Annotated in this window: 11 protein-coding genes, 4 tRNA genes and 1 rRNA gene; all 16 read right to left on the reverse strand. The window is 56.4% G+C overall.

Features of this window, described 5'->3' with window-relative positions; all coding sequences use genetic code 11:
- Positions 1 to 176: 176 nt before the first annotated feature.
- Positions 177 to 4,376, reverse strand: coding sequence for a DNA-directed RNA polymerase subunit beta' (gene rpoC, locus CGA21_RS24190; protein ID WP_008065703.1), 4,200 nt, complete (start codon positions 4,374 to 4,376; stop codon positions 177 to 179).
- A 64-nt stretch (positions 4,377 to 4,440) separates the two neighbouring features.
- The gene (rpoB, locus tag CGA21_RS24195) at positions 4,441 to 8,514 is read right to left on the reverse strand and encodes a DNA-directed RNA polymerase subunit beta (protein WP_008018199.1); all 4,074 of its coding nucleotides are present in this window, start codon (positions 8,512 to 8,514) and stop codon (positions 4,441 to 4,443) included.
- Between the two features lie 220 nt (positions 8,515 to 8,734).
- Positions 8,735 to 9,100: a 50S ribosomal protein L7/L12 gene (rplL, locus tag CGA21_RS24200; protein ID WP_034148078.1), complete on the reverse strand. Its 366-nt coding sequence runs from the start codon at positions 9,098 to 9,100 to the stop codon at positions 8,735 to 8,737.
- A gap of 75 nt (positions 9,101 to 9,175) precedes the next feature.
- Positions 9,176 to 9,676: a 50S ribosomal protein L10 gene (rplJ, locus tag CGA21_RS24205; protein WP_110755008.1), complete on the reverse strand. Its 501-nt coding sequence runs from the start codon at positions 9,674 to 9,676 to the stop codon at positions 9,176 to 9,178.
- Between the two features lie 198 nt (positions 9,677 to 9,874).
- Positions 9,875 to 10,570 (reverse strand): 50S ribosomal protein L1, encoded by a 696-nt coding sequence (gene rplA / locus CGA21_RS24210; RefSeq protein ID WP_003186095.1) that lies wholly within the window; start codon positions 10,568 to 10,570, stop codon positions 9,875 to 9,877.
- A complete protein-coding gene (rplK, locus tag CGA21_RS24215; RefSeq protein ID WP_007933726.1) occupies positions 10,570 to 11,001 on the reverse strand; it encodes a 50S ribosomal protein L11 in 432 nt (143 codons plus the stop codon). Before rplK ends, rplA begins: the two co-directional genes overlap by 1 nt.
- 117 nt (positions 11,002 to 11,118) lie before the next feature.
- On the reverse strand, positions 11,119 to 11,652 hold the full coding sequence (nusG, locus tag CGA21_RS24220) for a transcription termination/antitermination protein NusG (protein ID WP_007933727.1): 534 nt from the start codon (positions 11,650 to 11,652) through the stop codon (positions 11,119 to 11,121).
- 9 nt (positions 11,653 to 11,661) lie between these two features.
- Positions 11,662 to 12,030 carry a preprotein translocase subunit SecE gene (gene secE, locus CGA21_RS24225; RefSeq protein WP_007896620.1) on the reverse strand — a complete coding sequence of 123 codons (369 nt, stop codon included), beginning with the start codon at positions 12,028 to 12,030 and terminating at the stop codon, positions 11,662 to 11,664.
- Between the two features lie 45 nt (positions 12,031 to 12,075).
- A tRNA-Trp gene (locus CGA21_RS24230) sits at positions 12,076 to 12,151 on the reverse strand.
- 173 nt (positions 12,152 to 12,324) lie between these two features.
- Positions 12,325 to 12,400: transfer RNA gene (locus CGA21_RS24235), tRNA-Thr, on the reverse strand.
- Between the two features lie 26 nt (positions 12,401 to 12,426).
- Positions 12,427 to 12,500: transfer RNA gene (locus CGA21_RS24240), tRNA-Gly, on the reverse strand.
- 24 nt (positions 12,501 to 12,524) lie between these two features.
- Positions 12,525 to 12,609: transfer RNA gene (locus tag CGA21_RS24245), tRNA-Tyr, on the reverse strand.
- Between the two features lie 143 nt (positions 12,610 to 12,752).
- Positions 12,753 to 13,193, reverse strand: coding sequence for a hypothetical protein (locus tag CGA21_RS24250; protein ID WP_110755009.1), 441 nt, complete (start codon positions 13,191 to 13,193; stop codon positions 12,753 to 12,755).
- Positions 13,194 to 13,200: 7 nt separating this feature from the next.
- A complete protein-coding gene (locus CGA21_RS24255) occupies positions 13,201 to 13,950 on the reverse strand; it encodes a pantothenate kinase (protein ID WP_110755010.1) in 750 nt (249 codons plus the stop codon).
- Positions 13,940 to 14,899, reverse strand: a complete 960-nt coding sequence (gene birA, locus CGA21_RS24260) for a bifunctional biotin--[acetyl-CoA-carboxylase] ligase/biotin operon repressor BirA (RefSeq protein WP_110755011.1) — start codon at positions 14,897 to 14,899, stop codon at positions 13,940 to 13,942. The genes CGA21_RS24255 and birA overlap by 11 nt, the downstream gene beginning before the upstream one ends.
- Positions 14,900 to 15,036: 137 nt before the next feature.
- Positions 15,037 to 15,138 (reverse strand): 5S ribosomal RNA (gene rrf, locus CGA21_RS24265); the annotation flags it as partial.

The following is a 15,138-nucleotide window of genomic DNA, read 5'->3' on the forward strand; positions in this document are numbered from 1 at the left end:
CAAGAAAAGCAAAATGGCAGGAACGAATTCCCGCCAAATTTAGGGGTACAAGAGTCTAAAGAGGATCTTGTCCCCAGTCAAGGCAAGGCCCCGACCTCCCCGCCCATCAAACCTCGACAAATTGTCTCGATTCGATGAACGGAGTGACCAGGGCCTCAGCTCATTTACCGCAGAACTCAGTTACCGCTCGAGTTCAGCGCTTCGGTCAGTGCAGCTTCCACTTCACTGGCGCTTACGCGCAACGGCTTGTCTGCATCACGGCGGCGCTTACGCTCGCTGTGATAGGCCAGGCCGGTACCCGCCGGGATCAGACGACCCACAACCACGTTTTCTTTCAGGCCGCGCAGGTAGTCGCGCTTGCCGGTAACCGCCGCCTCGGTCAGTACACGGGTGGTTTCCTGGAAGGAAGCCGCCGAGATGAACGATTCGGTGGACAACGACGCCTTGGTGATACCCAGCAGAACGCGAGTGAACTTGGAGACAAATTTGTCTTCGCCGCTCAAACGCTCGTTCTCTACCAGAACGTGAGTCAATTCCATCTGGTCGCCCTTGATGAAACTGGAATCGCCAGATTCAGCGATCTCAACTTTACGCAGCATCTGACGCAGGATGGTCTCGATGTGCTTGTCGTTGATCTTCACGCCTTGTAGACGGTAAACGTCCTGGATCTCGTTGACGATGTACTTGGCCAGCGCACTCACACCCAGCAGACGCAGGATGTCGTGTGGATCGCTTGGGCCGTCGGAGATAACTTCGCCGCGGTTTACCTGTTCGCCTTCGAACACGTTCAGGTGACGCCACTTCGGAATCAGCTCTTCGTACGGATCGCTACCGTCGTTCGGGGTAATAACCAGACGGCGCTTGCCCTTGGTTTCTTTACCGAACGCGATGGTGCCGCTGACTTCAGCCAGAATCGAGGCCTCTTTCGGACGACGAGCTTCGAACAAGTCGGCAACACGCGGCAGACCACCGGTGATGTCACGGGTCTTCGAAGTTTCTTGCGGGATACGAGCGATAACATCACCGATCGCGATCTTCGCGCCGTCCGCCACACCGACCAGGGCGTTGGCTGGCAGGAAGTACTGAGCGATAACGTCAGTGCCTGGCAGCAACAGATCCTTGCCGTTGTCATCAACCATCTTCACAGCAGGACGGATATCTTTACCGGCAGCTGGACGGTCTTTGGCGTCGAGTACTTCAATGTTGGTCATACCGGTCAATTCGTCAGTCTGACGCTTGATCGTGATGCCTTCTTCCATGCCCACGTAGGTCACGGTACCTTTCATTTCGGTAACGATCGGGTGAGTGTGCGGATCCCACTTGGCCACGATGGCACCAGCGTCGACCTTGTCACCTTCCTTAACCGAAATTACCGCACCGTACGGCAGCTTGTAACGCTCGCGCTCACGACCGAAATCATCAGCGATAGCCAGCTCACCGGAACGGGACACGGCAACCAGATGACCGTCCACTCGCTCAACGTGTTTCAGGTTGTGCAGACGGACGGTACCGCCGTTCTTCACCTGAACGCTGTCGGCTGCGGAGGTCCGGCTTGCCGCACCACCGATGTGGAACGTACGCATCGTCAGCTGGGTACCCGGCTCACCGATGGACTGGGCAGCGATAACGCCGACCGCTTCACCGATGTTCACCTGGTGACCACGAGCCAGGTCGCGACCGTAGCACTTGGCGCAGATACCGAAACGGGTTTCGCAGCTGATCGGCGAACGAACGATCACTTCGTCGATGCTGTTGAGCTCGATGAACTCGACCCACTTCTCGTCGACCAGGGTGCCCGCAGGAACGATGACGTCCTCGGTACCCGGCTTGAATACGTCACGGGCGATAACACGACCCAATACGCGCTCACCCAACGGCTCTACAACGTCACCGCCTTCAATGTGCGGAGTCATCAGCAGGCCGTGTTCGGTGCCGCAATCGATCTCGGTTACAACCAGGTCTTGCGCCACGTCTACCAGACGACGAGTCAGGTAACCCGAGTTCGCCGTTTTCAACGCGGTATCCGCCAGACCCTTACGAGCACCGTGAGTGGAGATGAAGTACTGGAGTACGCTCAAACCTTCACGGAAGTTCGCGGTAATCGGCGTTTCAATGATGGAACCGTCCGGCTTGGCCATCAGACCACGCATACCGGCCAGCTGACGAATCTGTGCTGCGGAACCCCGCGCACCCGAGTCGGCCATCATGTACATCGAGTTGAAAGACTCCTGGTCGACTTCGACGCCATGACGGTCGATGACTTTCTCTTTCGAGAGGTTGGCCATCATCGCCTTGGAAACTTCGTCGTTCGCCTTGGACCAAAGGTCGATCACTTTGTTGTACTTCTCGCCCTGGGTTACCAGGCCGGAGGCGTACTGACTTTCGATCTCTTTCACTTCGTCGGTGGCTGCACCGATGATGCGGGCTTTCTCATCCGGGATAACGAAGTCGTTAACACCGATGGAAACGCCGGAAATGGTCGAATAGGCAAAACCGGTGTACATCAACTGGTCAGCGAAGATCACGGTCTCTTTCAGACCAACCACGCGGTAGCACTGGTTGATCAGCTTGGAGATCGCCTTTTTCTTCATCGGCAGGTTGACGACGTCGTACGACAGCCCTTTTGGCACAACCTGGAACAACAGCGCACGGCCGACAGTGGTGTCGACGATACGGGTGTTGGTCACGCTGCCGCCATCACGGTCGTTGACGGTTTCATTGATCCGCACTTTGACCTTGGCGTGCAGTGCGGCTTCGCCGGCACGGAACACACGGTCAACTTCCTGCAGATCCGCGAACACGCGACCTTCGCCCTTGGCGTTGATCGCTTCACGCGTCATGTAGTACAGACCCAATACAACGTCCTGCGACGGAACGATGATTGGCTCACCGTTGGCTGGCGACAGAATGTTGTTGGTCGACATCATCAACGCACGCGCTTCCAACTGGGCTTCCAGTGTCAGCGGTACGTGCACGGCCATTTGGTCGCCGTCGAAGTCGGCGTTGTACGCGGCGCAGACCAGAGGGTGCAGCTGGATAGCCTTACCTTCGATCAGTACCGGTTCAAACGCCTGGATACCCAGACGGTGAAGGGTCGGTGCACGGTTGAGAAGAACCGGGTGTTCGCGAATCACTTCAGCGAGAACGTCCCAAACTTCTGGCAATTCGCGCTCGACCATCTTCTTGGCGGCTTTGATGGTGGTAGCGAGACCACGCATTTCCAGCTTGCCGAAAATGAACGGCTTGAACAGCTCGAGAGCCATCTTCTTCGGCAGACCGCACTGGTGCAGACGCAGGGTCGGACCTACGGTAATTACCGAACGGCCGGAGTAGTCAACACGCTTACCGAGCAAGTTCTGACGGAAACGACCTTGCTTACCCTTGATCATGTCAGCCAGGGATTTCAGAGGACGCTTGTTGGAACCGGTGATAGCGCGGCCACGACGACCGTTGTCGAGCAGTGCGTCGACGGCTTCCTGCAACATACGCTTTTCGTTGCGCACGATGATGTCCGGAGCGGACAGGTCCAGCAGGCGCTTCAAGCGGTTGTTACGGTTGATCACTCGACGATACAGATCGTTGAGGTCGGAAGTCGCGAAGCGACCGCCATCCAGCGGGACCAGTGGACGCAGATCTGGCGGCAGAACCGGCAGAACGGTCAGCACCATCCATTCTGGAAGGTTGCCGGAACCCTGGAAGGCCTCCATCAACTTCAGACGCTTGGACAGCTTCTTGATCTTGGTTTCGGAGTTGGTTTGCGGAATTTCTTCACGCAGACGGCCAATCTCGTGCTCCAGGTCGATAGCGTGCAGCAGTTCGCGGACAGCTTCGGCACCCATGCGGGCATCGAAATCGTCGCCGAACTCTTCCAGCGCTTCGAAGTACTGCTCATCGTTCAGCAGCTGGCCTTTTTCAAGGGTGGTCATGCCTGGATCGATAACGACATAGCTCTCGAAGTAGAGAACGCGTTCGATATCACGCAGGGTCATGTCCATCAGCAAACCGATACGGGACGGCAGCGATTTCAGGAACCAGATGTGGGCAACCGGCGAGGCCAGTTCGATGTGCGCCATGCGCTCACGACGAACTTTAGCCAGCGCGACTTCAACGCCGCACTTCTCGCAGATCACACCACGGTGCTTCAAGCGCTTGTACTTACCGCACAGGCACTCGTAATCCTTTACCGGGCCAAAGATCTTGGCGCAGAACAGGCCGTCACGCTCAGGTTTGAACGTACGGTAGTTAATGGTTTCCGGCTTTTTAACTTCGCCGAACGACCACGAACGGATCATCTCAGGCGACGCCAATCCGATACGGATGGCGTCGAACTCTTCGACTTGACCCTGGTTTTTCAGCAAATTCAGTAGGTCTTTCAAGGCCTTTCCTCCTGGCGGAGCAGAGAGCGGGCAGTGCTGCCCCGCTCTCGATTCGCGTCACGTGTTATTCGGTTTCCAGATCGATATCGATGCCGAGGGAACGAATTTCCTTGATCAACACGTTGAAGGACTCGGGCATGCCCGGCTCCATACGGTGATCGCCATCCACGATGTTCTTGTACATCTTGGTACGGCCGTTCACATCGTCCGACTTCACTGTGAGCATTTCTTGCAGAGTGTAAGCGGCACCGTATGCTTCCAGTGCCCAGACCTCCATCTCCCCGAAACGCTGACCACCGAACTGCGCCTTACCACCCAGCGGCTGCTGGGTAACCAGGCTGTACGAACCGGTAGAACGCGCGTGCATCTTGTCGTCTACCAAGTGGTTCAGCTTCAGCATGTACATGTAGCCAACGGTAACCGGGCGCTCGAACTTGTTGCCGGTACGGCCGTCGGTCAGCTGCATCTGGCCGCTTTCTGGCAGGTCTGCCAGTTTCAGCATGGCCTTGATTTCGCTTTCCTTGGCGCCGTCGAACACTGGAGTGGCCATTGGAACGCCGCCACGCAGGTTTTGAGCCAGGTCCAGGATTTCCTGGTCCGAGAAGTCATCGAGGCTTTCCTGACGACCGCCGATCTCGTTGTAGATCTCGTGCAGGAACTTACGCAGCTCGGCAACTTTGCGCTGCTCTTCAACCATGCGGTTGATCTTCTCGCCCAGACCTTTGGCCGCGAGGCCCAGGTGGGTTTCAAGGATCTGACCAACGTTCATACGCGAAGGTACGCCCAACGGGTTGAGGACAACGTCGACCGGGGTGCCATTGGCATCGTGCGGCATGTCTTCAACCGGCATGATCACGGAGACCACACCCTTGTTACCGTGACGACCGGCCATCTTGTCGCCCGGCTGGATGCGACGACGGATTGCCAGGTAAACCTTGACGATTTTCAGCACGCCTGGAGCCAGGTCATCGCCCTGCTGCAGTTTGCGCTTCTTGTCTTCGAACTTGTCGTCCAGCAGACGGCGACGATCAACGATGTAGGCCTGAGCCTTTTCGAGCTGCTCGTTCAGAGCATCTTCAGCCATGCGCAGTTTGAACCACTGGCCGTGCTCAAGACCGTCGAGCACTTCGTCGGTGATGTCCTGGCCTTTCTTCAGACCGGCGCCGCCTTCGGCTTTGTGGCCGACCAGAGCGGAGCGCAGACGTTCGAAAGTAGCACCTTCAACGATACGGAACTCTTCGTTGAGGTCCTTGCGGATCTCGTCCAGCTGGGACTTCTCGATCGACAGGGCACGCGCATCACGCTCAACGCCGTCGCGGGTGAAGACCTGTACGTCGATGACAGTACCTTTGGTACCGGTAGGTACACGCAGGGAGGTGTCTTTAACGTCGCTGGCTTTTTCACCGAAGATCGCACGCAGCAGTTTTTCTTCCGGAGTCAGTTGGGTCTCGCCTTTCGGAGTGACCTTACCCACCAGGATGTCGCCTGCGCCAACTTCAGCACCTACGTAAACGATACCGGCTTCGTCCAGCTTGTTCAGTGCGGCTTCACCCACGTTCGGGATGTCCGCAGTGATTTCCTCTGGGCCAAGCTTGGTGTCACGGGCCACACAGGTCAGTTCCTGAATGTGGATCGTGGTGAAACGGTCTTCTTGAACAACGCGTTCCGACAGGCAGATGGAGTCTTCGAAGTTGAAGCCATTCCATGCCATGAAGGCGATGCGCATGTTCTGACCCAGTGCCAGTTCACCCATGTCGGTGGACGGACCGTCGGCCATGATGTCGCTACGCTGAACCCGATCACCCTTACGCACCAGCGGACGCTGGTTGATGCAGGTGTTCTGGTTGGAGCGGGTGTACTTGGTCAGGTTGTAGATGTCGACACCGGCTTCACCGGTTTCAACTTCGTCATCGGCAACACGAACCACGATACGGCTGGCGTCGACGGAGTCGATCACGCCGCCACGACGAGCCACGACGCAAACGCCGGAGTCACGGGCTACGTTACGCTCCATGCCGGTACCTACCAGCGGCTTGTCAGCACGCAGGGTTGGTACAGCTTGACGCTGCATGTTCGAACCCATCAACGCACGGTTGGCGTCGTCGTGCTCGAGGAACGGAATCAGCGACGCTGCAACCGAAACTACCTGTTTCGGCGATACGTCCATCAAGGTGACGTCTTCCGGCGCCTTGACGGTGAATTCGTTCAAGTGACGAACAGCTACCAGCTCGTCGATCAGGACTTTCTTGTCGTTCATCGTGGCCGAAGCCTGGGCGATCACGTGATCAGCTTCTTCGATGGCGGACAGGAACACGATCTCGTCGGTGACCAGGGCGTCTTTCACCACGCGGTACGGGCTCTCGAGGAAGCCGTACTGGTTGGTGCGCGCATAGGCCGCCAGGGAGTTGATCAGACCGATGTTCGGACCTTCCGGCGTTTCGATTGGGCAAACACGACCGTAGTGCGTCGGGTGTACGTCACGAACTTCAAAGCCGGCACGCTCACGCGTCAGACCACCAGGGCCGAGTGCAGAGACACGACGCTTGTGGGTGATCTCGGACAGCGGGTTGTTCTGGTCCATGAACTGGGACAGCTGGCTGGAACCGAAGAACTCTTTCACCGCTGCAGCCACTGGCTTGGCGTTGATCAGGTCTTGCGGCATCAGGCCTTCGCTTTCAGCCATCGACAGGCGCTCTTTGACCGCACGCTCAACACGTACCAGGCCAACGCGGAACTGGTTCTCGGCCATTTCGCCTACGCAGCGAACACGACGGTTACCCAGGTGGTCGATGTCATCGACGATGCCTTTACCGTTACGGATGTCGACCAGGGTCTTCAGTACCGCGACGATGTCTTCCTTGCACAGCACGCCCGAACCTTCGATCTCGGTACGACCGATACGACGGTTGAACTTCATCCGGCCGACCGCAGACAGGTCATAGCGCTCAGGGCTGAAGAACAGGTTGTTGAACAGGGTCTCTGCAGCGTCTTTTGTTGGCGGCTCGCCAGGACGCATCATGCGATAGATCTCGACCAGCGCTTCCAGTTGGTTGCTGGTGGAGTCGATCTTCAGTGTGTCGGAGACGAACGGACCGCAGTCGATATCGTTGGTGTACAGAGTTTCGATGCGAACAACGCCGGCCTTGGCGATTTTCGCCAGGATCTCGGTGTTCAGCTCGGTGTTGCACTCTGCCAGGATTTCGCCGGTGGCCGGGTGCACGATGACCTTGGCGGTTGTGCGACCCAGGACGTAGTCCAGCGGCACATCCAGCTCTTTGATCCCGGCTTTTTCCAGCTGGTTGATGTGGCGAGCGGTAATACGACGACCCTGCTCGACAATAACCTTGCCTTTGTCGTCCTGGATATCGAGGACAGCGATTTCACCGCGCAGGCGCTGAGGCACCAGTTCCAGGCTCAGGGTCTCGCCCTTCACGTGGAATACGTTGGTGGTGTAGAACGCGTCCAGCACTTCTTCAGTGGTATAGCCCAGCGCGCGCAGCAGTACCGATGCAGGCAGCTTGCGACGACGGTCGATACGCACGAATACGCAGTCTTTCGGGTCGAACTCGAAGTCCAGCCACGAACCGCGGTAAGGAATGATGCGCGCGGAGTACAGCAGTTTACCGGAGCTGTGCGTCTTGCCACGGTCGTGGTCGAAGAACACGCCAGGGGAACGGTGCAGCTGGGAAACGATTACACGCTCGGTACCGTTGATTACGAAGGTACCGTTCTCAGTCATCAGGGGGATTTCACCCATGTAGACTTCTTGCTCTTTGATGTCCTTGATCGCTTTGTTCGACGATTCTTTGTCGAAAATGATCAGGCGCACTTTTACCCGCAAAGGTACGGCGTAAGTTACACCGCGCAATACGCATTCTTTGACATCAAATGCCGGTTCGCCCAAGCGATAACCGACGTACTCCAGCGCAGCATTGCCGGAGTAGCTGATGATCGGGAAAACGGATTTGAAGGCCGCATGCAGGCCCACGTCGCGGAACTGATCTTTAGTCGCTCCCGCTTGCAAGAATTCACGATACGAATCCAGCTGGATGGCCAGGAGGTAAGGCACATCCATGACGTCCGGCAACTTGCTAAAGTCCTTGCGGATACGTTTTTTCTCAGTATATGAGTAAGCCATCAGCGTTCCCCAGCTTGGTCACCTGCTTGTTTGGCCCCTCCCGACGGGAACGACCAGAAAATCGTGCAAACCCCATGGTTTGCGCCACCGCATCGGGTGGTTACAGCTCGTTACCGGCACCGACCCAGTCGGCTGCCAATAACGGAAAAAGGCCGGTGGCAAGAGCCACCAGCCATCAGCCTGTCGCTTAACGCTCGGGCTGGAGACGCAAGGTCGGAGCTTACTTCAGCTCGACTTTAGCGCCTGCTTCTTCCAGAGTTGCTTTGGCTTTGTCAGCTGCGTCTTTGGCAACAGCTTCCAGAACCATGGCAGGAGCGCCGTCAACTACAGCCTTGGCTTCTTTCAGGCCCAGACCGGTCAGTTCACGTACTGCCTTGATCACGTTAACTTTCTTCTCGCCAGCTTCGGTCAGCATGACGTTGAATTCAGTTTGCTCTTCAACAACGGCGGCAGCAGCGGCAGGACCTGCCGATGCAGCAGCAGCGGTAACGCCGAATTTTTCTTCGAAAGCTTTGATCAGCTCAACAACTTCCATTACGGACATGTTGCCAACTGCTTCAAGGATATCGTTCTGAGAGATAGACATGAATCTAATTCCTGATATTGGGGACGGCCTACGCGACCATCGAAAAAAACAAAAAACGCGAGAAGTTGACGAGCCTTAGGCTGCAGCAGCTTCTTTCTGGTCGCGAATTGCCGCCAGGGTACGAGCCAATTTGCTGGTAGCGCCTTGAATCACGCTCATCAGCTGAGAAATTGCTTCGTCACGGGTCGGCAGAGTTGCCAGTACGTCGATTTGGTTAGCTGCGAGGAACTTGCCCTCGAACGCAGCTGCCTTGATCTCGAACTTGTCCTGACCCTTTGCGAACTCTTTGAAGATCCGGGCAGCAGCGCCTGGATGTTCCTTGGAGAAGGCAATCAGGGTAGGGCCAGTGAACGTGTCGTTGAGAACACTGAATTCAGTGTCAGCAACGGCGCGCTTGAGCAGGGTGTTACGTACGACACGTACGTAAACGCCAGCTTCACGAGCCTCTTTACGGAGTCCGGTCATCGCGCCTACTGTTACGCCACGGGCATCAGCCACGACAGCGGACAGAGCGACTTTGGCAGCCTCGTTGACTTCAGCGACGATGGCCTTCTTGTCTTCGAGTTTAATTGCCACGGGTTTAACTCCTGCTTGTTACCGTTTCATTCGATCGAAACCGAATGTCGTTTTGGTGTCTGATTCGGTAAGGAACCGGGAGCACCATCTGCGTAGGCTTGTGGTTTAAGACTTGCGTCGCCTACGGTCTTGGATAGCCCCCGCCAGGCAGGGACCCCAATTTTTCAATTGGCGCAATCACTTGCGCCAATCTGTGTCTTACGCGTCGAGCGAGCTTTGGTCGATGACCAGACCTGGGCCCATAGTGGTGCTCAGGGTAACGCGCTTGACGTAGATGCCTTTCGAGGAAGCTGGCTTGATACGCTTCAGGTCAGCGATCAGGGCTTCAACGTTTTCCTTCAGCTTGACGGCGTCGAAGCCGATCTTGCCAACGGAAGTGTGGATGATGCCGTTTTTGTCGGTGCGATAACGAACCTGACCAGCCTTGGCGTTTTTAACCGCGGTAGCTACGTCTGGGGTTACGGTGCCAACTTTAGGGTTAGGCATCAGGCCACGTGGACCGAGGATCTGACCCAGCTGACCTACAACGCGCATGGCATCCGGGGATGCGATCACTACGTCGTAGTTCAGGTCGCCGCCTTTCATTTCGGCAGCCAGGTCGTCCATGCCTACACGGTCAGCGCCGGCAGCCAGAGCGGCTTCAGCAGCAGGACCCTGGGTGAACACGGCAACGCGAACGGTCTTGCCAGTGCCGTGCGGCAGCACAGTAGCGCTACGAACGACCTGGTCGGATTTACGTGGGTCAACGCCCAGGTTTACAGCAACGTCGAACGACTCGCTGAACTTGACAGTCGACAGCTCAGCCAGCAGAGCAGCGGCGTCTACAAAGTTGTAGGCCTTGCCTGCTTCGATTTTGCCGGCGATAGCCTTTTGACGCTTGGTCAGCTTAGCCATTACACACCCTCCACGTTAAGGCCCATGCTACGAGCAGAACCGGCGATAGTACGCACGGCTGCTTCCATATCAGCTGCAGTCAGATCCGCGTTTTTGGTTTTCGCGATTTCTTCCAGCTGAGCACGGGTTACAGTGCCAACCTTAACGGTGTTCGGACGAGCGGAACCGCTGGTCAGACCGGCCGCCTTCTTCAGCAGAACCGAAGCAGGGGTGGATTTGGTTTCGAACGTGAAGCTACGGTCGCTGTAGACAGTGATGATCACTGGAGTCGGCAGACCTGGCTCAAGACCCTGAGTACGGGCGTTGAAAGCCTTGCAGAATTCCATGATGTTCACGCCGTGCTGACCCAGAGCAGGACCAACAGGTGGGCTTGGGTTAGCCTGAGCGGCCTTCACTTGCAGCTTGATGTAAGCGGTAATCTTCTTGGCCATGAGGCACTCCAATTACGGGTTCAAACGCCTCGAAAGGCTCCCCGGTTACTTGCGCGTTTATCCCAGTGACGACAAAACCCCACAGCCTAAGGCTGCGGGGTTGGGATGCTTGCTCAGCTAGACCTTTTCGACCTGACTGAACTCCAACTCTACCGGGGTAGAGCGTCCGAAAATGAGCACCGCGACCTGGATCCGGCTCTTTTCGTAGTTGACCTCTTCGACCGTGCCGGTGAAATCGGCAAACGGACCGTCGTTGACACGTACCGACTCGCCCGGCTCGAACAACGTCTTCGGCTTAGGCTTGTCGCTACCGTCGGCGACGCGACGCAGAATCGCTTCTGCCTCTTTATCGGTAATCGGTGCCGGCTTATCAGCAGTACCGCCGATAAAGCCCATCACACGAGGAGTATCCTTGACCAAGTGCCAAGTACCCTCGTTCATATCCATCTGGACCAGCACATAACCAGGGAAGAACTTGCGCTCACTCTTGCGCTTCTGGCCATTACGCATTTCAACCACTTCTTCAGTGGGAACCAGAATTTCGCCGAAGCCATCTTCCATGCCAGCCAGCTTTACGCGCTCGATCAGCGAGCGCATTACATGCTTCTCGTAACCGGAGTAAGCATGCACAACGTACCAACGCTTAGCCACGGGACACCCTTAGCCGACAATCAAGGAAACAAGCCAGCCGAGCAGGGAATCGAGCCCCCACAACAGCAACGCCATAACCAGGACAACAGCCACAACGATCAACGTGGTCTGCGTGGTTTCTTGGCGAGTTGGCCATACGACTTTACGAATTTCGGTGCGTGCTTCCTTAACCAGTACAAAGAAAGACTTGCCCTTGACTGTCTGCAGGCCTACAAAGGCAGCTACGGCAGCAATAACAAGCAAAGCGAGTACGCGGTACAGGATCGGCGAAGCAGAGTAATACTGATTGCCAACAACGCCAACAACCACCAAAGCGACTACTACAAGCCACTTGAGGAGGTCGAAACGAGAGCCTTGAGCTTCAGCTTTAGGAGTCATCTATGAAGATCCTGTGAAAAGAAAGCCAGACACACCGAGTGAATCTGGCAGGTCAGGAGGGAATCGAACCCCCAACCTACGGTTTTGGAGACCGTCGCTCTGCCAATTGAGCTACTGACCTAAAACAAAATCAGGCCGACCATTATGCAGACCTGAAAAAGACTTTACAACCACTTGCTAGGCGACCCGACCGAAACACCCCTACCCACAAGAGAAAGAACCCTCAGAGCCACAACAGGGCGCAGCCTTAGCCGCCTAAAACAAAGGCAGATATTTGCATATCTGCCTTTTGTATGGAGCTCTTGAGCGGATTTGAACCGCTGACCTCACCCTTACCAAGGGTGTGCTCTACCAACTGAGCTACAAGAGCGTAACACTGTGCAAAACCTGCAAACTTGGAGCGGGTAGCGGGAATCGAACCCGCATCATCAGCTTGGAAGGCTGAGGTTCTACCACTAAACTATACCCGCGAGGCTTGCAGCTCTCGCTAAAAATGGTGGAGGGGGAAGGATTCGAACCTTCGAAGTCGTAGACGTCAGATTTACAGTCTGATCCCTTTGGCCGCTCGGGAACCCCTCCTAAGCGAGCCGGCATTCTACATCATGCCAGCCTTCTGTCAAGCATTTTTCTCATTAAAATCCTGAGCTTATCTGCGTTGACCTCGCTTCACTTCGTTGACCGCTTTAGGTCTTCGCTGTGGAGCGGGCGCCATTCTATGCAAACTATTCGGTGGGTGCAACCCCCCCACAAGGCATTATTTTATGTTTTAACTCATTGAATTCTCTAGAAAGGTTTATCAGCTGCAAGTCATCCAGCCAACGCTTGCTTTCAGGAGCCACTCGAACCCAGTACGCCGGGGGTTCAGCCGGACTAGCAGGCAGCGATTGATATTTCACGCCCATGCCCGTCAACCTGCGCTCGAGCCCCTTCTCGACGTCCTGACTTACAAATCCACCCAGATAAAGGCATTCAGCCTCTGCCTGCGCCACCTTCCCTTTATCCTTGGCCGTATCCGTCGCCTCGCTCAAGAGACGAATGTCCTGCTGAGAGCCGCGATACAGACTCAAAGGCGTTACGTCCTTGGCACGCAGAGGCGCCTCCTGTTGATGCCAGATGTAATAAAACACATTGAGAACGAGCAGCAGCAGAAACAACCAACGCATAAAGACCTCAAGACAAAGGGCATGCCATCGCCAAGCCAACGAACACCAGATCGGGGACCACCCGGGCCTCAGGCACTATCTCGGACACCAACGACGCATCACCACCGGTGAGGAACACCGTAAAGTTCTCCCCCCAATAACCCCGCGCCATCTCCAGCTGCGTCAGCACAAATCCGCGAAGCATCAACAGGCACCCACGCTCAACCGCTTCGACCGTTGTGCGCCCCGGAACAAGACGTTCCAAAGCGCGCTCAGCCGCAAGATCTCCGTAACGAATCTTGCGGGTATGGGTGCGCAGTTGGTTTCGCATCAACGGCATCCCAGGGCATATGAACCCACCCAGATGCTCACCATCCCCGGCAACGAAGTCCGCGGTCACCGCAGTACCGAAATCAAGCACCAGGCACGCGCCAGAAGCCAGATGAAACCCTCCGAGCAGCGCCAACCAGCGATCAAGACCGAGCCGCTCAAATTCTTCATAGCCATTACGAACACCGGCCATTTCCTCGACTGGAGCGGCACAGACCACCGAAATATGGAAGGCAGCCTTCAGCCGGGCGATCAATTCCCCGGTCTCTTCGGCAGTCCTGACACTCACCAGCCGACAGAACTTCAACGCAAGGCCCTCAACCCCCTTCACACCCTCGAGCAATGCCAGGTCGGAATCGACTACTCCCTCCCCCACCACCTGACGGGCGTCCGCCTTGAGCACACGCCACTTGATGAAACTATTTCCGCAGTCGAGCTCAAGAATCATGACGCAACCTCAGGCTCAGCTCACCGCCACTGAAGACTTTCTCCACACCACCCACCTTCAAGCGCAGCGCACCCTGACTATCGATGCCCAGCACTTCGCCATCTATTTGGTTTGCACCCGCGATCAACGACACCGCACGCCCCTGCCACAGGTGATGCTGCTCCCACTCAGCCTGGATCGCCGAAAATCCATCGGCCTGGTGGCGAGCCAGGTATTTGTGAAGCATTTCACCCAGCGCCGCGACCAGGCGATTGCGATCAAACGCCTTGCCCGACTCCAGGCGCATGGACGTCCATTGCTGGTCGACTTCGTCGGTCATCTGCATGTTTACATTAATTCCGACACCCAGCACCACGTGACAGACGTCGGCAGGATCCCCGACCAGCTCAAGCAGTATTCCGGCAATTTTCTTCTGCCCTACCAGGACATCATTGGGCCATTTCAACCCCACCCCGGGAACCCCAAGCTCACGCAAGGCCTGCATGACGGCGAGCCCCACTACAAGGCTCAAGCCCTCCAGCTGGCGCATACCGCCCTCAACCCGCAACACCAGGCTGTAATAGACATTCTCCGCGAATGGACTGACCCACTTGCGCCCTCGCCGCCCGCGCCCGGCAGTTTGCCGCTCGGCAAGCACCAGAAAAGGTGCAGCCTGGTGTCGCTCGATGGCGCGCAGGGCTTCAGCATTGGTGGAGTCAATAGAGTCGAAGACCAGGACCGGCCAATTAGACGTGGGAGACAATCGCCCTATCTCCGCAGGGTCAAGCAACGTCAACGGTGCGGCCAATTGATAGCCGCGCCCCCGAACCTTGTGTATGGACAACCCCAGCTCAGCCTCAAGATGCTGAAGCTGCTTCCACACAGCACTGCGACTGATGCCCAAGGCAGCGCCCAATGCCTGACCCGAATGGAATCGGCCATCCTTAAGAAGCTTTAACAACGTCAGCATGCAAGTCTCGCCTCACAATGAGGCCCGCATGATAGCCACGCCCCGAGCCGTTGCATAGAAACCCGAACAGACAGATTTTCCAGCGGACAAAAACAAAACCCCTACCTGCATGCGCAGATAGGGGTTTTGGAATTTAATCTTGACGATGACCTACTCTCACATGGGGAAACCCCACACTACCATCGGCGATGCATCGTTTCACTTCTGAGTTCGGGATGGGATCAGGTGGTTCCAACGCT

Source organism: Pseudomonas sp. PSB11 (assembly GCF_014596605.1).
GTDB classification, from domain to species: Bacteria; Pseudomonadota; Gammaproteobacteria; order Pseudomonadales; family Pseudomonadaceae; genus Aquipseudomonas; species Aquipseudomonas umsongensis.